Here is a 17,660-nt window from a genome sequence, read left to right on the forward strand (position 1 = left end):
CTGGCAGAGCCGCGGCAGAAATGTTCCGATTGGGGCAGGTTCGGTAAATTCGGTTGAATACAGGCGATTTAACTTGCGCATCGAAGCGTTGAACCGTCCTCGACCGAGACATGCCTGATCTCTCGTTCGGTTTTTCGGCAGAGCTTTTCAGGGTCATGGAGCGTCACCAGTTCCGGCGTCATATCCGGCACGCTGCCTATCGCGGGCGGGGCCTGTCGGGCCCGCGCTGGCCTCTTGCAGAAGCCGGCAAAGGCCTCGAGTTCCCGAAATTTCAGATAGACGTTACCGCGTTGGAGTGCGGCGAAGGTCCGCCCGATCGGCTGGCGGTAGCGGTGGCCCGGATAGATCCGACATTCGGCTGGCAAAGTCCGTCGGAGCGCGTCGAGAGACCGGAATAGGGCTCCGCTGTCGCCGCCACCGTTTCTTGGATCCGAGAGGCCGCAACCTTCGGAAAAGAGCGTGTCGCCGGAGAACAGACAGGCGCCGATGCGATAGGAAATCGAGCCCGCCGTATGGCCGGGCGTTTCTAGCGCCTCGATCCCGATCGAGCCGAAAGCGAGCGCCACGGGCGCCTCGAGCGGCCTCAACCCATTTGAAGCGAATCCGAAATGGTCGGCGTCGAGCCGCGACATATGAACGGGGCATCCAGTTGCGCGCGCGATCGCCGGGGCTGCCATCCAATGGTCGCGATGGCCGTGTGTCAGGCAGATGCCGGCGAGGCGCAGACGAAATGCGGCGAGGGAGCTGAGGAGAAACTCGGCCTCCCAGCCGGGATCGATCACCACGGCATCGCCTGTGCTGAAGTCCGCGACAATATAAGCGTAGTTGGCGAAGCCGGTTCGACCGGCTTTCATCGCGAACAGTGTCAGGCCGGGACCGGGCCCCGACTCGTTCGGGCTCGCCGCTTCGAAATCGCCGATCGCGGACGGGTCAAGCATGTTCGCAGCTCTTTTCGTCCGCCGTCTCGAGGCATGTCGCATATGTCTCGCGCAACGCCGCCTTCTGCACCTTCCCCATGGCGTTGCGCGGCATGGTGCCGACCGGGATGTAACGGACAGGCTGTTTGAAGGCGTCGAGTTTGGCGTCGACCGCGCTTTTCAGCCTTTCCGTATCGATTTGGGCGCCGGGATTGGCAACAAGAATTGCGACCGGCGCGGCGCTTCCGGAGGGCGTCGGCACGCTGATAACCGCGCTTTCGGCGACCGCCGCGTCCTCGTCTAGAATCTCCTCCACCTCCTTCGGCAGCACCGTCCCCTCGCTCGTGAACACCGCATCCTTCACGCGGCAGAGGACGCTGAGATAGCCGTCCGCGTCGTACCGACCGAAGTCGCCGGAAATGAAGAAGCCGTCTTCCGTATGATCCGCGGCGGTCTTCTCCGGCTTGTTCCAGTATTCCCGGAAGAGGTTCGGCCCCTTGATCTCGATCATCCCGAAATGCCCGTTCTCTACGGTCTCGCCGCTTTTCACGTCGGTGATCCTCACCGTGACGCCGGGCAACGGAAAGCCGACCGTGTTGGGCTTGCGGGCCTCGTCATAAGGGTTCGAGGCGATCATGCTGCATTCGGTCATGCCGTAACGCTCGATGATCGTCTTGCCGGTCCGCTCGTGCCAGGCGCGGTGGGTCTGCGGCAGCATGGGGGCAGATCCCGAGATGAAGACGCGCATGTTCTTCGCCGCTTGTTCGAGTTCCCGCGTCTCCAGAAGCTGCATGTAGAAGGGCGGGACTCCCATCAGCGCGGTCGAGACCGGCATCTCGTCTAAGACTGCTTTAGGCTCGAAACGCGGCAGGTAGCGGCAGGAACCGCCGCTTGCGAGGACGACATTGGTTGCGGTGAAGAGGCCGTGGAGATGGAAGATCGGCAGCGCGTGGATCAGAACGTCGTCGCGTGCAAACTTCCAGGAGGCGACCAGGGCTTCGGCATTCGACCAGAGCGAATGATGGGTGTGGACCGCGCCCTTAGGCTTGCCGGTCGTGCCGGAGGTGTAGAGGATCGCCGCGATATCAGCGGCCTCGCGCGGGACGGCTTGGAAGCCGGGCTCGACGGCGTTTCGCGCGTCGATCAGGGTGCCCGTCTCGTCGGCATCGAGCGTGAAGAGGTGCGCGCCGGACCCTTCCGCCTCGCGCGCCATCGCTACGCGGTCCTTCTCGCCGCAGACGACGGCTTTCGGCTCCACATCGCTCAGGAAGTACGACATGTTGTCGATCGGCAGGCCTGGGTTGATCGACACGTAGACGAAGCCCGCGATGAGGCAGCCGAAGTAGAGTTCGAGCGACGTTGCCGACTTCGGCGCGTAGACGAGAACGCGGTCGCCTGCGGCAAGGCCCCTGTCGGAGAGTAGCCGCGCTATCCGTTCGCTGCCGGCGAAAAACTGCTTATAGGTGATGTGCCGGTCTAGGTCCGGAAGGACGAGAAAAGCGGCGTCGCGGTTTTCCGCCGATCCCGCAGCGAGACGTGTGGCGAGATAGTTGGCGTCATACATAGCTCGGCTCCTTCGACGGTGCGACCGCCGCGGATGCAAGGGAAAGCTGATGGGCGAGCCGGTCGTAGCCAAGGCCGAAACAAGCTGAGTAAAGCGGTTCACCGGTTTCCGTCAGGATGTCGCAGGCCTTGGAAAAGGCCCTGAGATGTAGGTTGACCGATCCGACCGCAATTCCGCCGATGACGAACTCGGATTTGAGGTTCTGGTCTTCCTGGAACTTCTGCTTGTAGTCCTTCGCGTTGAAGAACGGGTCGGTCGCAGCTTCCACGGCGACGGACAGACCCATGCCGCGCAGGAGACCGGCGACTTCCTCCTTCACCCGCACTGTCCAGGCTGAGGCTTCGTCGGCAGTCGAGGCGAACAGGATGTATTCGCGCATCATGAAGGCGATCTGCCGGGTGCCCTCGCGATAGTGGTCCTCGCAGCGGAAGCAGAGATTCTTGTGGGTGATCAGCGTGCGCTTCGCCAGGCGGGCGCCGGTCTTGCCGTGGAAGACCGGGTAGCAGCAGGTGGGCGAGAGGAGATAGTTCTCCTCGGTCCGGACCGTGTTCGACAGGGAAAAGCCGTGTTGCGGGAATGACTTCAGGTAGTTGCCGGCGAGAACGAAGCTCTTCGGCAGGAGCGGCGCATAGCGCTCGTCGACGCCGCCGGCGAAACAGGGAAGGCCTGCGAGTGCCGCGTCGAATTCCGCCTCGCGCTCCGCATCGATCGCCATCCGCGCCATACACATCACGCGGTCTCCCGCGCCAGATACGCGTCCATGATCGCTGAAGGCGTCTTGATCTGATCGAGGTCTAGCTCTTCGAGCGAGACGGCACGGCCAGTCCTCTCCTCGATATAAGCTAAGAGTTCCGCGATGTTCATGCTGTCTATGATCCCGCTCTCGATGAGTTCGGTCTCCGGAGCGATGGCATCGGCCGGCTGATCGGAAAGCATCACAAGGGTCGCGATTAATTCATGCATTTCGAAGTCTTTCTGTAATTGAGTGAACTTCCCTGGTGGAAATGGACTTTCGAAAGCCCATCGCGTCTCGCTGTTGTCTTCAGATATCGAGACTTTCGGACGCTCAATCTCATCAGCTGTTTTGTATAGGCACTCGCACACGGGAGGCATTCCGAGCGTTGTCGACCCGGCAGAGGCGAACTACTCCCGGTTGAAATCGCAGATGAGCGGCCGCGCCAATTTTCTCTTCCACGGAGTCTCTCTACAAAACGATCGTTTGGACGTCAACACCATAGATTGCAATAAGAGAGATAATTCTCGCGTAATAAGAGAAATAAATTGCTTTTAGAGTGCAGATTGTTCCGATATGAGACGCTTGCGGCTGGGTTTGGGCCATCGCCCTCCTCAGTTTGCGACACGACGACAATGCACCCATGAGTTGAAAATGACCATCGCTCTCCAAGCGTTTGGAGCCGAGCGAACGCTCACTCTTGTCTTGGATGAGGACCAGATTGACGGAAAGGAAATACTATGGCCGACCGCCGCGTTTCGATCTATGTTGAAGACCTCGCAGACGGTGTTGCAGTCTTAAGAGGCAATCAGTTTCGCACCGACCATCCCTTCCGCGCGACCCGGCAGCTATTCGGGCCGACTGTGCTCGACGTTGAAGGCAAGGACCACTCCACGCGTAAGCGGAATTGGCTGCAAGACTTCTCGAGGCGTGCGCTGGCTTCCGAGAGCTATCGCTCGATCATTCAGCGCAGTATGGCCGAGGGCTTCGCCGATGCCCGCGACCACGACGACCTGATGCGCCTAGCAGTCTACGTGCCGAACCGTGTGATCCTGCTGCTTCTCCGGTGCGAAGACATCGATCCCATGAAGCATCACGAGCGTGTGCGGCCAGCAATTGCCTATCTGGAAACCAACGTAAAAGGCCCAGGCCTAGCCGAAGCGAAGGCCTATCTCCGCAGCGCGCTATTCAAGCGGGACAATGGGCTGTTTGGCGGACTCGAACCCAGGGAACGCGAGGCCGAGCTGTCGCTCCTCGCCGTCGCCGGCTCCGAGACGACGACGGTGGCGATGAAGGCGCTGCTCGCCTTCTGGGCCGAGGATCACGACGGATTCGTCCGCGAATGCGAAGATGAAGGCGTCGACGCCTTCATCCTCCGCCTGTTGCGCCGCGACCCGCCGCTCGGCCTCGCCACCCGCTATTGCAGCGGCGAGGCGAGGGTGGGCGAGACCACGTTCCAGAAGGGCGACATCGTCCATGTCGACCTGGTGAAGAGCAATGGCGGCTGCCCGATGTCCAATGGAAGCGCCAGCTCCGATCTCACCTTCGGCCAAGGCAAGCACAGCTGTCCCGGCCATCTGCTGGCGAAGGCGGAACTCACCCTTCTCACCGAGAGGCTGATGGCGATGAACCGGGCCGACATCGTGCTCGAGCGAACGGCGGCGGCACCGCGACCGGCCAATTTCCGCCATCCTTCGGGCATCGCCCTGCGGTTTGCGGGCGAAGCGCGATCGGTCGCCTGATCGCTGGCGTCAGCCTGAAATGCCAAGCCGCGTGCGCTCGGTGTCCTCCATCGCCCGGCGCACGGTGACAGCCTGGCTCTCGCCAGCTTCGACATCGTCCCAGGTCAACATCGCGCCCTCGGCGACGTCGCGCTTTAGCGACATGCCGTGGGCGAGGCCGATCGGCAGGCCCTTGGCGCGAAGTGCATCCTCGGCGCGGGCGATGCGGCCCCAGACCGTGTAGCCGCCCTCGCCGTCGAGCCTGTCGCCGGGTTTCAACGCTTTCTTGGCGACTGCGACCACATCCGAGACGAGTGCATTGGTGCGTCCGGTCGGCTCGCCGCGTAAGGCAGCGCTCGCGACCGAGACCGGCAGTTCGAGGCCGATCAGGTGTGAGGGCCGAAAGAGGGTCGCGTAGCGCCCGGAGGTGTCGGTGACGACCTGATATTCGCGAAAGCAGCGCCGGACGTAATCCGCGCCGCGACCGGCCTCGTCCATCGCCTCGAAGGTGACGTAGACGCCCCAGCGGAGATCGCCGAAGACGTGCCGGCCGTCGCGCTCGACGCTGGACACGCACTCCACCATCCCGGCTTCCTCCAGCATGCCGCCGGCGGCGACGGGTTTGAGCACATTTGCGAGATCGTGCGTCCCGGCGGGCGGAAACTTAAGCCCGTCACGCGGCGCGAGGAGATCGGCGGCATTGGAGATCGCAGCCATTTCCAGCGCCGATTTCGTGCCGTCGAGGAAAGAGTTGAACATCTGCGGGTTCATGCCGCCGGCCTTCGCCTCCTCGGGCGTCAGCCCGTAATGGGTCCAGACCGTGTCCGGCGTCGAGGCGGCGTATTGGGGGAGGTATTTCGTGCCTTTGCCGGCGGCGACGATTTTGAAGCCACAGGTGCGCGCCCAGTCGATCATCTCGCAGACAAGCGCCGGCTGGTCGCCGTAAGCCATGGAATAAACGAGACCGGCGGTGTCGAACTTCTTGACGAGATAGGGCCCGGCAAGGACATCCGCTTCGACATTGACCATCACGATGTGCCGGCCTTCCTCGGCGGCGAGCAGGGCGTGGCGGATGCCCGCGGCGGGGCTTCCCGTCGCGTCGATGACGACGTCGAGGCCAGACGCCTTGATGAGGGCGTCCGAGTCCTCGCTGATCATCGTGCGGCCGGAGGACAGGGCGTCCTCGAAGCTGGAGGCGAGAACGGCATCGGCATCCCAGCCGGTGTTGGTCAGCGCCTCCTCGGCGCGTGCCGCCGAGAGATCGGCGATGCCGTAAAGATGCATGCCCGGCACGTGCCGCACCTGGCTGAGGAACATCGAGCCGAACTTGCCTGAGCCGATCAGCCCCACCCGGATCGGCTTGCCTGCGTCCTGCCGCGCCTTGAGCTTGGTGTAAAGATTCATGGGTTTCGGCCCTCCCTGCCGGTATGGTCTTTTTCGAAAGCTGCGCTTCCGGTCTTCAGCTTCCGATCGTCGCGCGAACGCTCTCGGAGAGCTTCCGTCCCGCCGTCAGCCCCTCCACGCGGTCGACGATCCTCGCGGCGTCGATGCCGAAATGGTCGTAGAGATCGCCGATCGTGCCGGTCTGGCCGAAATGCTCGACGCCGAGCGGGATCGTCGGGTGGCCGGCGACCGCGCCGAGCCATGACAGCGTCGTCGGGTGCCCGTCGATCGCGGTGACGAGGTGGCAGCCGCGCGGCAGCGCCTCGAACAGCCGCTCGATATGGGATCGTGCCTCCCGGTTGCCGCGCGAGCGGGCGCGCTGGGCGGCGAGCCAGCCGGAGTTCAAACGGTCCGCCGAAGTAACGGCGAGAACGCCGATATCGCGCCGCCCCTCGCCGAGAATGCCTGCCGCCTTGATCGCTTCCGGCGCAACCGCGCCCTGATAGGCGATGACGACCTCGCAATTTGGGCCCGGCTTCTTCAGCCAGTAGGCGCCGTCGATCGCGCCCTGCCGGAAGGCGTCGTCGGCGCGCGTCCCGATCTGCTCGATCGGGTTGGTGGTGAGGCGCAGATAGACCGAGCCGCCGGTCTCGTCGCGCAGCCATGTGCGCTCGTTAAGAACGGCTTCGCCGTCACGCTGCAGATATTCGAACGCCCATTCCATGATGACCGCGAGCTCGTCCGCAAAGGCCGGCTCGAAGGCCGAGAGCCCGTCCTGGCTCATGCCGATCAGCGGTGTGCCGATCGATTGATGTGCCCCGCCTTCCGGGGCCAGCGTGACGCCCGAAGGTGTGCCAACGACGATGAAGCGGGCGTCCTGATAGCAGGCATAGTTCAGGGCATCGAGGCCGCGATTGACGAATGGATCGTAGAGCGTGCCGATGGGGATCAGCCGCTTGCCGAAGAGGGAGTGGGAGAGGCCAGAGGCAGCGAGCAGAAGGAAGAGGTTCATCTCGGCGATGCCGAGTTCGATATGCTGGCCCTCCGGAGCGAACACCCATTTCGCGGTTGAGGGGATCTTGTGCTCGATGAAGGCGTCGAGCTGGTCCTTGCGGGCAAAGAGCTTGCGCCGGTTCACCCAGGGCCCGAGATTGGTGGTGCCGGTGACGTCCGGCGAGGTGGTGACGATGCGGGCGGCCAGTGCGCTGTCGCCCTTGGCGAGATCGTCGAGGATCTTTCCGAAGGCAGCCTGGGTGGAGAGCGTCTTGTCCTTGGGCGGCGCGACCTTCGGAACCGAAATCTTGTCGTCCTTCAGCCGGCGCGTTCCCTTTGTGAAGAACGGCACCTCGTCGAGAAACGCCTTGAAGGCGTCGACATCCTCGATCGTCGCGAAGGGCTCCCATTCCTCGCCCTCAGCTACGCCCATATGCTGCTGCCATTCGGCGAACTGGCCCTTCGTCATCAGCCCGCCGTGATTGTCCTTGTGGCCGGCGATCGGCGTGCCCCAGCCCTTGATTGTATAGGCGAGGAAGCAGGTCGGGTGATCGTGATCAATCGACGCGAAGGTCTCGGCCATGGTCGCGGTGCAGTTGCCGCCGAGATTCTCCATGAGATCGGCGAGCTCTCCGTCGCTGCGCCGGTCGATGAGGGCCGAGACGTCACCCTGATCGCCGAGATCGTTCATCAGCCGCTCGCGCCAAACAGCGCCACCCATGAAGGTAAGGGCCGAATACTCCTGGTTCGAGCAGGCGTCGATCCAGTCGCGCAGCTTTGTCCCGCCCGGCTCCTCGAAGGCCGCCCGCTGGAGCGCGCCGTGCTTGACGCGCACGACGTCCCAGCCGAAGACGGCGAACATCTTCTCGATCCGCTCGAACAGGCCCTCGCGCACGATGCCGTCGAGGGACTGGCGGTTGTAGTCGATGATCCACCAGCAATTCCGAAGATCGTTCTTCCAGCCCTCCTGCAGGGCCTCGTAGACATTGCCTTCGTCGAGTTCCGCATCGCCGACGAGCGCGACCATGCGCCCGAGCGGCACATCCGCGCCCCAGGTCTTGGCCTGAATGTAATCCTGAACGATCGAGGCGAAGCTCGTCACCGCGACGCCGAGGCCGACCGAGCCCGTCGAGAAATCGACGTCGTCTTTATCTTTCGTGCGACTCGGATAGCTCTGGGCGCCGCCTAACCCGCGAAAGGCTTCGAGCTGCTCGCGGGTCTGGTTGCCCATGAGATATTGCATGGCATGGAAGACCGGCGAGGCGTGGGGCTTCACCGCCACCCGATCCTCCGGCCGCAGTGCCGAGAAGTAGAGCGCCGTGATGATCTGCACCATGGAGGCGGAGGACGCCTGATGGCCACCGACCTTGATGCGGTCCACCTTGGGGCGGATATGATTGGCGTGATGGATCATCCAGTGCGAGAGCCAGAGCAGCCGACTCTCCACGAGCTTCAATGGATCTTGAGACAAGAAGTCCTCCCTTCTTCACCGAATGGCGGAACGCTCTCCCCGTTCCGCCTCAGGCCGTCGAGGCCTCAGCCGTCCTTGTAATAATAGCTATAGCCGTTGAGGGCAGGTGCGCCGCCGAGATGGGCGTAGAGCACTTTCGAGCCTTCCGGGAAGAATCCCTTCTTCGTGAGATCGATCATGCCCTGCATGGATTTCCCCTCATAAACAGGATCGGTCATCATCGCCTCGGTGCGGGCGGCGAGGCGGATCGCATCGTTGGTTTCTTCTGAGGGGACGCCGTAGGCCGGATAGGCGTAGTCCGGATTAATGACGATCTCGTCCTCGCGGACGGAACGTCCGAGGCCGACCAGCACGGCGGTGTTGTCGACGATGGAGCGCACCTGCGACCGAGTTTGGTCGAGCGTGCCGGAGGCATCGATGCCGATGACGCGGTCAGCCCTGTCCTGCGCAGCGAAGCCGACGATCATGCCGCCCTGGGTGGAGCCGGTGACGACGCAGACGACGACGTAGTCGAACTTGAAGCCGAGTTCGGCCTCCTGCGCGGCGACCTCTTCGGCAAAGCCGACATAGCCGAGCGCCCCGAACTTGTGGACTGAGGCCCCGGCCGGGATCGGATAGGGCTTGCCGCCGGCCTCCTCGACCGAGCGGATCGCATCCTCCCAGCTTTTGCGGATGCCGATGTCGAACCCGTCGTCGACGAGGCGCGAATCGGCGCCCATCAAGCGGGTCATCAGGATATTGCCGACCCGGTCGTAGACCGCATCGTGATGGGGCACCCATTTTTCCTGGATCACCACGCATTTCAGGCCGAGTTTGGCCGCCGTCGCCGCGACCATGCGTGTGTGGTTCGACTGAACGCCGCCGATCGAGACCAGCGTATCGGCCCCCGAGGCGAGCGCGTCCGGCACGATATATTCGAGCTTGCGCAGCTTGTTGCCGCCCATGGCGAGCCCGGAATTGCAGTCCTCGCGCTTGGCGTAGATCTCCACCTTGCCGCCGAGCGCCTCGGTCAGCCGCGGCAGATGTTCGATCGGCGTCGGGCCGAAGGTGAGTGGATAGCGTTCGAATTTTTCAAGCAACGACACGAGTGATTCTCCGGAACCTGTTTCGGTGCGGTTCTAGCGGAAATTTTACGGGTGTGGGCTTGAAATGGGCGGGACGAGCAGGAGCCGTAGATATTGATCGAAGCGGGATTGCCGAGCCGCCCGTCACGACTGGCCGAGTGCAGCAACGAACCATTCAACGGAATTCGACGAACTTCGTCCCATTCCATGTAAAAAACTTCTCGCAGGGGTCAGCGCCTGATCCGCCACAATTCGTGCCGTGCATCCCCAAGTAAATGACAGGTTTGCCTTCGACGTCCGTCAGTTCGAACGATTGGGTCAGAATCTCAAAGATGTTCTCGTATCCGCCGCCAGTTGCTCGAAAGATAGCGATATTGCAGCCGCCGCTCCCGCAAAAGACCGAGGCGGCGCGTTCGCAAACTGCGGAATGCTGCGAGAGAATGACATCCGGAATGCCGTCGCCCGTTAGATCCTTCCGCGTTTCGAAACCCTCGTGCAGAACGAGCGCACCGAGATCGGCGTCACGGCAGGTTTCGGCGAGGTCCGCCTTGTAGCGTTCGATCGCATCGAGGCTCTGCGCGGGCGCGGGCCCCGCAAGCATCGCGGCAAGTGCGAACCACGCCGCACCGATTGCGCGTTTGACGTTCAAGCGGATCTTCCTCCCTGACGACCCAGGGGAAGATCGCAGATCGGCGATGCTATCGCAAGAAATCCCGATGGGTAGCCGCTCGAACTTCGGTCCGGCGGCAGGCGATCCCAAGTTCCGGGGCTTGGGTGTGCTCAGCGATCCCGCTTCGCCAACGTGCGGAGCCGCAACGCGTTGAGGCGGATGAAGCCGGCGGCGTCCTTCTGGTCGTAGGCGCCGTGATCGTCCTCGAAGGTGACGAGCGCGTCGTTGTAGAGCGATTTCGCGCTCTCGCGGCCCTCGACGATGACATTGCCCTTGTAGAGCTTCAGCCGCACGGTGCCTTCCACTTGGCTCTGGCTCTTGTCTATCGCCGCCTGCAGCATCTCCCGCTCGGGCGAGAACCAGAAGCCATTGTAGATCAGCTCGGCATATTGCGGCATGAGCTGATCCTTGAGGTGCATCGCGCCTCGATCGAGGGTGATCGATTCGATCGCCCGGTGCGCCGCGAGAAGGATCGTCCCGCCCGGCGTCTCGTAGATGCCGCGCGATTTCATGCCGACGAAGCGGTTCTCGACGAGATCTAGGCGACCGATGCCGTTGTCGCGACCGAGATCGTTGAGCTTGGCCAGGATCTCGTGCGGCTTCATCGCGGTGCCGTCGATCGAGACCGGATCGCCCTTCTCGAAGCCGATGGTGATCGTGGTCGGCGTGTCAGGCGCTTCTTCCGGCGAGACCGTGCGCATGAAGACGTAGGGCGGCGGGCCCTCGTTCGGGTCCTCAAGCACCTTGCCCTCGGAGGAAGAGTGGAGGAGGTTCGCGTCGACCGAGAACGGTGCCTCGCCGCGCTTGTCCTTGGTCACGGTGATCTGGTTCTTCTCGGCGAAATCGAGAAGCTCGGTGCGCGACTTGAACTCCCAGTCCCGCCAGGGCGCGATCACCTTGATGTCCGGGTCGAGCGCATAGGCGGAAAGCTCGAAGCGCACCTGATCGTTGCCCTTGCCTGTCGCGCCATGGGCAATGGCATCGGCTCCTGTCTCCCGGGCGATCTCGACGAGCCGCTTGGAGATCAGAGGCCGGGCGATCGAAGTGCCCAGCAGATAGGTGCCTTCGTAGACGGCGTTCGCGCGGAACATCGGGAAGACGAAGTCGCGGCAGAATTCTTCGCGTACGTCCTCGATATAGATGTCCTTCACGCCGGCCCGCTCTGCCTTTTCGCGCGCGGGACCGAGCTCCTCACCCTGGCCGAGATCGGCGGTGAAGGTCACCACCTCCGCATTGAGTTCGGTCTGCAGCCATTTCAGGATGATCGAGGTGTCGAGCCCGCCGGAATAGGCGAGTACGACCTTCTTGACGTCGCGGGGAAGGGGCATGGGGGTTCTTTCGAGGCGTGTTGTCCTTGCCGCGCTCTATAGCAAGCTTGGCGCACAAGAAAACCTCGGGTACCGCGATGGTTCGAGAGAAGATCGGCGTTTGGACCGTGAGAGGTCGAACTGGCCGCCGCTATCAGCCGACGGCGGGTTTTTCGCCGCCCTCTTCGAGCAGCTTCTCCAAAGCCGGCATCAGTTCCTGGCGGAAGGACTGTTCGGAGAACGGGCCGGTCTGCTTGTAGACGATGCGGCCGTCCGTCGAGACGAGGAAGCTTTCCGGCACGCCGTAGACGCCCCAGTCGATCGTCGCCGCGCCCTTCTGGTCGACGCCGATGGCGTCGTAAGGATTGCCGAGGGATTCCAGAAAGCCGCGGGCGTTGGCGGGCTTGTCCTTGTAATTGATGGCGACGATGTCGATCCGGTCGTCCTTCGCGAGTTCCATCAGCAGCGGATGCTCCTGCCGACACGGGCCGCACCAGGAGGCGAAGACGTTGACGAGCATCGGCTTGTCGTGCGGTGCGCTCATGTCGAGGGCGGGGATCGGCTCGCCGTTTGCGAGCTCGAGGCCTTCGAGTGGAGGCAGAACCGTATTCGGTGCGGCCTTATCGATCAGCACTGACGGAATTTCGGTGATGTCGCGGCCGAGCTGGTTCTGGTGCAGTGCGTAAAAGAACAGACCCGCAAGACCCGCAAAGAGGAGGAGCGGCAAGGCGACGAGAAAGCCGCGCTTCGTGCCGGATGGCTTGGCGTTCTGAGTTTCGCTGTCGCTCATCGGTTCAGACCCCTTCCACCGTGGCGTCGCGCTTCATGTCGGAACGCCGACGGATGCCGCGCGCTTCAAGATCGGCGAGCGCCCGCTTTTGGGAACGGGAGTCGAGCGCAATCCAGATGATAAGACAGATGATGGCGAGCGCCGAAAAGCCGTAAGCCGCGAGGATGAAGCCCGTATAGTCACCGCTCATGCCGCGACCTCGCTCTGGCCGCGCTCGGCCTTGCGGGCGGCAAGTCGCGACAGGGCCTCGACGCGTCGGCGCAGGATTTCCGTACGCATCGCCGTCAAATGCAGGGCGAAGAAGAGGAGGGTGAAGCCGACCGCCGAGAGAAGCAGCGGCGTCAGGAATTCGGCTGGCATGGAAGGCCCGTCGGCGCGCATCACGCTCGCCGGCTGGTGCAGCGTGTTCCACCAGTCGACCGAGAACTTGATGATCGGGATGTTCACCCAGCCGACGAGGACGAGGATCGCGGCCGGTTTCGCGGCCTTGCCGGGCTCGTCCAGCGCGCGGGTGAGGGCGATCAGGCCGAGATACATGATGAGGAGCACAAAGACCGAGGTGAGCCGCGCGTCCCAAACCCACCAGGTGCCCCACATAGGGCGGCCCCAGATGGAGCCGGTGAGGAGCGCGAGCACCGTGAAGACCGCGCCGATGGGCGCGGCTGCCTTGATCGACACGTCGGCGAGCGGATGGCGCCATACGAGCGTGCCGAGCGCTGAAAGCGCCATCACCGTCCAGATCATCATGCAGAGCCAGGCAAAGGGCACATGAATGAACATGATCCGCACGGTCGCGCCCTGCTGATAATCCTCCGGCGCCATGAAGCCGAGCGTCAAGCCGGTGAGGATCGCGAGGGCGGCCAGCGCGTAGAGCCACGGCTGGATCTTGCCCGACAGCTCCAGAAAGCGCGTCGGGTTGGCGAGAATTGCGAAGCGGCCTGGTCGGCCTGTGGCGACAGTGCTCATGGGATTCGTTCTAGCCTTTCCTCAAAAGCCCCGCAAACCCAAAAGCCTGCGGCGAAGCGCCGAAAATTGTTGGGCTTTCACGGCAGCCCATACCAGCTGAATTGGCGAATTTCGGGTCGCCGTATCCGGTGTGACTCCAGTCACTGCGGCCGATAAGGCTCTCGCGTAGCTTCTTTCCATCGGCAAACGAAACGAACCGCCCCAACCCAAGAAGGAAGCTCAGACCATGTTTCGCAAGACCATCCTCTCCACCGTCGCCGCCGTCGTCCTCGCCACCTCGGCCGTCTCTGTCTCCGCCACTTCCGCTTCGGCGGGCAAGCGTGAACGCGATATCGCGATCGCCGTCGGGATCGGCGTCCTAGCCGGTGTCCTCGGCGCCAAGGCCAGCCAGAACCGGGGCTACCATCCGCGCCAGAATTACTACAAGCGCAGTGGTGGCCGCCACATCGACAGTCACGACGACAACGAATGCTTCGACAAGCCGATCCGCAAATGGCGGTATGGCCAGAAGGTCATCGTAGGCTACCGCACTATCTGCCGCTGACCGCTTCCCGGCGGCGGACAAAGGCCCCCGACCGAAAGGTCGGGGGTCTCTTCTTGTTGAACCTCATTGCCTTTTGGGTTCTGGGTTCTGGGCTTTTTCAAACGCTTCTTCGCAGATGGTCTCCAACGCCACCTTTGGCGCGGTTTTGGCGAGGGACGCCCTTCCCCCCGCGGTTCGTCATCCTCGGGCTCCGTCCCGAGGATCCAGGCTACCACAGCCGACATCGCGCTGGATCCTTGGGTCGGGGCCCAAGGATGACGGAGGAGAGAGTGGTGACGGCCCAGAGTGTGGGCGGCAAACCCCTCACCGCCGGCGTGCGATTTCCAGAAGCCGGTCACAATCGACCACCTCTTCCAGTCGCGCGGCGATCTCGTCGAGGGCGGCCTCGACGCCGGCGCGGTAGCTGGGGCCGGTGGCGCGGAGCCCGAGCCTTGCGAGGAGATCGCGGCGGAAGCCATCATTGGCGAAGATGCCGTGGAGATAGGTGCCAAAAACCTTGCCATCCGCGCTCGTCGCCCCGTCCGGCGTCCCGCCGATTCGGCAGACCGGGCGGGCGCAATCGGGGCCGGTCGTAGTGCCGAGATGGATTTCGTATCCCTCCAGCGGCTCGCCGCCGAGTGACGTCGCCGAGCCCTCGCGGACGGTCTTTTCCGGCGCGAGCGTCGTTTCGACGTCGAGGAGGCCGAGACCTTCGCTTGTCCCCGCCGGGCCTTCGATGCCGTGCGGATCGGCGACGCGCCGGCCGAGCATCTGGTAGCCGCCGCAGAGGCCGACGACGTGGCCGCCTTTCGCTATATGGCGGCGGAGATCGCGGTCCCAGCCGTTGGCGCGGAACGCTTGGAGATCGGCGATCGTCGATTTCGAGCCGGGGATGAGGATGAGATCGGCGCTCTCGGGCAGCGGCTCGCCTGGCGCGACGAAGACGAGCGAGACGCCGGCCTCGTGGGCCAGCGGATCGCAGTCGTCGAAATTGGCGATCCGGCCGAGGCGCGGGACCGCGACGACGATGTCGCCCTGCCGGCTTTCCTGCTTCGCCAGTCTCTCCAGCGCGACCGAGTCCTCCGCCGGCAAGCGATTCGCGGCGGGAAGGAACGGGACGACGCCGAGCGAGGGCCAGCCGGTGAAGCCGGTGATCGCCGTGAGACCGTCGTCGAAGAGTGAAACATCGCCCCGGAACTTGTTGATGAGGAAGCCGGCGATCATCCTGCCGTCCGCTTCGGGGAGGATCGTATGCGTGCCGACGATGGAAGCGATGACGCCCCCCCGGTCGATGTCGCCGACGAGGATCACCGGCACGTTCGCGGCGGTCGCAAAGCCCATATTCGCGATGTCGTTCGCACGCAGATTGATCTCGGCCGGCGAGCCCGCACCCTCGGCGATGACGAGATCGGCCTCTTCGCTCAAGACCTCGAAGCTTTCGAGCACGGTCTTGAGGAACTCGCCCTTCAGCGCCTGATAGTCCCGCCCCTTCGCGCTGCCGGCCATCTTTCCATTGAGAACGATCTGGCTTCCGGTCTCCGACTGGGGTTTGAGGAGCACCGGGTTCATCAAGGTCGTCGCCGGCGTGCCGCAGGCGAGCGCCTGGACCCATTGCGCCCGGCCGATCTCGCCGAATTCCGTCGTGCCGGGAATGCGCGCCACGGCCGCGTTGTTCGACATGTTCTGCGGCTTGAACGGCCGGACGGAGAGCCCGCGCCGGGTAAACAGCCGGCACAGCCCCGCCACCAGCACCGACTTGCCGACATCGGAGCCCGTGCCCTGTAGCATAATGGCGGGGGTGTTCTTCATTCCTGTCGCTTAACCGACAAGCAGCTTGGTCGCCAGCGCCAGGCAGGTGATCACCAGCAACGGCCGGATCAGTTTTGAACCGAAGCGCATCGCGGTCGCCGCGCCCAGCCGCGCACCGAGGAACTGCGCGATGCCCATGGCGAGGCCGACGCTCCAATAGACTGCTCCGCCGACAACGAAGACGAGGAGTGATCCGAAATTGGAAGAAAAGTTCAAGAGCTTGGTGTGTGCCGTCGCCTTCAGGACGCCGTAACCGGCGAGCGTGACGAAAGCGATCATGAAGAACGAGCCCGTACCCGGACCGAACAGCCCGTCATAGGCGCCGATCAGCGGTACCACGAAACCGACGAAGAAGAAGGACGAGAGCCGGCGCTCGCGGTCGAGATCGCCGAGGCCGGGCCGGAATGCAAAGAACAGCGCGACGGCGATCAGCAGGAAGGGCAGGGCGGTCTCGAGGACGTCCGTCGGCACGACGAAGGCGAGAAGCGCCCCGCATATCGCGCCAAAACCTGAGGCGAGCGCCCCCGGCCATTGTGTCTTGAGGTCGACGTGACCCTTCGCGGAGTAGGCAATCGCCGCTGAACCCGAGCCGAACAGGCTCTGCAGTTTGTTGGTGCCGAGCACGGCCAGCGGGTCCATGCCGGAGAGGAGCAGGGCGGGAATGGTGATGAGGCCCCCGCCGCCAGCGACCGCATCAATGTAACCGGCGAGAAAGGCGGCGGCGACGAGGAGGAGAAGGATGTCGATCGGCATTCGATCGCTTTGACCGAGCAGCGTGCAAAGTGCAAACAGGAAACGTTCCGAACCAAAGGCATAGAAGTACGCTCTCCGGACGAGGCCTCACCCCGGCACCCGTATCCGTCCCTCCAGATAAATCACGCCGTAACCTGAGACGACCACGGTCTCGCCGTCCACCTTGCACCAGAGATCGCCGCCGCGTTTCGAAACCTGCCGCGCTTTCAGTTCGGACTTGCCGAGACGTTGGGCCCAGAACGGGGCGAGCAGGCAATGAGCGGAACCAGTTACGGGATCCTCGTCGATGCCGGCATTCGGGGCGAACATGCGGCTGACGAAATCGATCGTTTCGCTCTTTGCCGCATCGCTGGAACCGGCATCGCCTTTCGCCGTAACGATAATGTCGCTCCCTGGCGCGGTGGCGACCACATTGCGCGAGCGCACCGCTGCGATGGCGCGGATATCGGGATCTAGCCCCACGACATCGCTCGCCTTGTCGAAGACGGCGAGAAACGAGGTATCTCCTGCGACCTTGGTAAAGAAAAGCTCGTTCGGGTCCTTCCCAAGAGCGGCGGAGAGGCCGTCATGGGCCTCGTGCGGCTCCCAATTGCGGGCGGGAAAGCGCATGACGAAGCGGCCGTCTTCGGTTCGCGTTACCGTCAATTCGCCGGACTGGCGGGTGGCGAAGGTGAGCGTTGCGGCTTCGACGCCGAGGCATTCGGTGAGGACGAAGGCGGTGGCGAGGGTCGCGTGGCCGCAGAGCGGCACCTCGATCGCCGGCGTGAACCATCTGAGCTCCCACCGGTTCTCGCCGTCAGGCACGAAATAAGCTGTCTCGGCGAGATTGTTTTCGGCAGCGATCTGGGTAAGCGTCTCGTCGGGCAACCATTCGTTGAGCGGCACGACAGCGGCCGGATTGCCCGCGAAGAGTTCGGTCGTGAAGGCGTCGACCTGGTAGATTGGGAGCGTCGGCATGATCGGCTTTCCTCAATTTGCTGCTGGAGAACGGGGCTG

17 protein-coding genes are annotated in these 17,660 nt (G+C 63.4%); 2 read left to right on the forward strand and 15 right to left on the reverse strand.

The window, feature by feature from the left end; translation table 11 throughout:
- Nucleotides 1-68 precede the first annotated feature (68 nt).
- From FP2506_RS14255 to FP2506_RS18985, 4 genes are read right to left on the reverse strand one after another with little or no spacing between them, the layout of a single operon-like run.
- A complete protein-coding gene (locus tag FP2506_RS14255) occupies nt 69-938 on the reverse strand; it encodes an MBL fold metallo-hydrolase (RefSeq protein WP_007068240.1) in 870 nt (289 codons plus the stop codon).
- On the reverse strand, nt 931-2,481 hold the full coding sequence (locus FP2506_RS14260; RefSeq protein WP_007068241.1) for an AMP-binding protein: 1,551 nt from the start codon (nt 2,479-2,481) through the stop codon (nt 931-933). The genes FP2506_RS14255 and FP2506_RS14260 overlap by 8 nt, the downstream gene beginning before the upstream one ends.
- On the reverse strand, nt 2,474-3,211 hold the full coding sequence (locus FP2506_RS14265; protein WP_202814199.1) for a class-II aminoacyl-tRNA synthetase family protein: 738 nt from the start codon (nt 3,209-3,211) through the stop codon (nt 2,474-2,476). Before FP2506_RS14265 ends, FP2506_RS14260 begins: the two co-directional genes overlap by 8 nt.
- On the reverse strand, nt 3,211-3,444 hold the full coding sequence (locus FP2506_RS18985; protein WP_187289055.1) for a phosphopantetheine-binding protein: 234 nt from the start codon (nt 3,442-3,444) through the stop codon (nt 3,211-3,213). The genes FP2506_RS14265 and FP2506_RS18985 overlap by 1 nt, the downstream gene beginning before the upstream one ends.
- 510 nt (nt 3,445-3,954) lie before the next feature.
- On the opposite strand from FP2506_RS18985, the gene FP2506_RS14275 reads away from it, so the two are divergent.
- On the forward strand, nt 3,955-4,956 hold the full coding sequence (locus FP2506_RS14275; RefSeq protein ID WP_007068244.1) for a cytochrome P450 family protein: 1,002 nt from the start codon (nt 3,955-3,957) through the stop codon (nt 4,954-4,956).
- A 9-nt stretch (nt 4,957-4,965) separates the two neighbouring features.
- On the opposite strand, the gene FP2506_RS14280 is transcribed toward FP2506_RS14275, so the two are convergent.
- The 8 genes from FP2506_RS14280 to FP2506_RS14315 all read right to left on the reverse strand — a co-directional run bounded on the left by FP2506_RS14280 (nt 4,966) and on the right by FP2506_RS14315 (nt 13,579).
- Complete coding sequence (locus tag FP2506_RS14280; protein ID WP_007068245.1) at nt 4,966-6,339, reverse strand: NAD(P)H-dependent oxidoreductase; 1,374 nt, start codon at nt 6,337-6,339, stop codon at nt 4,966-4,968.
- Nucleotides 6,340-6,394: 55 nt separating this feature from the next.
- Nucleotides 6,395-8,725, reverse strand: a complete 2,331-nt coding sequence (locus tag FP2506_RS14285; RefSeq protein WP_081448419.1) for a 1-deoxy-D-xylulose-5-phosphate synthase N-terminal domain-containing protein — start codon at nt 8,723-8,725, stop codon at nt 6,395-6,397.
- A 122-nt stretch (nt 8,726-8,847) separates the two neighbouring features.
- Complete coding sequence (locus tag FP2506_RS14290) at nt 8,848-9,867, reverse strand: 1-aminocyclopropane-1-carboxylate deaminase (RefSeq protein ID WP_040489160.1); 1,020 nt, start codon at nt 9,865-9,867, stop codon at nt 8,848-8,850.
- 154 nt (nt 9,868-10,021) lie between these two features.
- Entirely contained in the window at nt 10,022-10,495 is a 474-nt protein-coding gene (locus tag FP2506_RS14295; protein ID WP_007068248.1) for a hypothetical protein, read from the reverse strand.
- 131 nt (nt 10,496-10,626) lie between these two features.
- A complete protein-coding gene (locus tag FP2506_RS14300) occupies nt 10,627-11,844 on the reverse strand; it encodes an argininosuccinate synthase (RefSeq protein ID WP_007068249.1) in 1,218 nt (405 codons plus the stop codon).
- 133 nt (nt 11,845-11,977) lie between these two features.
- Complete coding sequence (locus FP2506_RS14305; RefSeq protein ID WP_007068250.1) at nt 11,978-12,613, reverse strand: DsbE family thiol:disulfide interchange protein; 636 nt, start codon at nt 12,611-12,613, stop codon at nt 11,978-11,980.
- Between the two features lie 4 nt (nt 12,614-12,617).
- On the reverse strand, nt 12,618-12,803 hold the full coding sequence (gene ccmD, locus FP2506_RS14310) for a heme exporter protein CcmD (RefSeq protein WP_007068251.1): 186 nt from the start codon (nt 12,801-12,803) through the stop codon (nt 12,618-12,620).
- A complete protein-coding gene (locus tag FP2506_RS14315; RefSeq protein WP_007068252.1) occupies nt 12,800-13,579 on the reverse strand; it encodes a heme ABC transporter permease in 780 nt (259 codons plus the stop codon). Before FP2506_RS14315 ends, ccmD begins: the two co-directional genes overlap by 4 nt.
- A gap of 226 nt (nt 13,580-13,805) precedes the next feature.
- On the opposite strand from FP2506_RS14315, the gene FP2506_RS14320 reads away from it, so the two are divergent.
- On the forward strand, nt 13,806-14,123 hold the full coding sequence (locus tag FP2506_RS14320) for a hypothetical protein (RefSeq protein WP_007068253.1): 318 nt from the start codon (nt 13,806-13,808) through the stop codon (nt 14,121-14,123).
- A 303-nt stretch (nt 14,124-14,426) separates the two neighbouring features.
- Here the strand turns inward: FP2506_RS14320 and FP2506_RS14325 are convergent, their stop codons facing one another.
- The 3 genes from FP2506_RS14325 to FP2506_RS14335 all read right to left on the reverse strand — a co-directional run bounded on the left by FP2506_RS14325 (nt 14,427) and on the right by FP2506_RS14335 (nt 17,621).
- Nucleotides 14,427-15,911: a cobyric acid synthase gene (locus FP2506_RS14325; protein WP_007068254.1), complete on the reverse strand. Its 1,485-nt coding sequence runs from the start codon at nt 15,909-15,911 to the stop codon at nt 14,427-14,429.
- 9 nt (nt 15,912-15,920) lie between these two features.
- Nucleotides 15,921-16,664: a TSUP family transporter gene (locus tag FP2506_RS14330; protein WP_007068255.1), complete on the reverse strand. Its 744-nt coding sequence runs from the start codon at nt 16,662-16,664 to the stop codon at nt 15,921-15,923.
- A gap of 87 nt (nt 16,665-16,751) precedes the next feature.
- Nucleotides 16,752-17,621: a PhzF family phenazine biosynthesis protein gene (locus FP2506_RS14335; protein WP_007068256.1), complete on the reverse strand. Its 870-nt coding sequence runs from the start codon at nt 17,619-17,621 to the stop codon at nt 16,752-16,754.
- Nucleotides 17,622-17,660 lie beyond the last annotated feature (39 nt).

Origin of the sequence: Fulvimarina pelagi HTCC2506 (assembly GCF_000153705.1) — a bacterium.
GTDB classification, from domain to species: domain Bacteria; phylum Pseudomonadota; class Alphaproteobacteria; order Rhizobiales; family Rhizobiaceae; genus Fulvimarina; species Fulvimarina pelagi.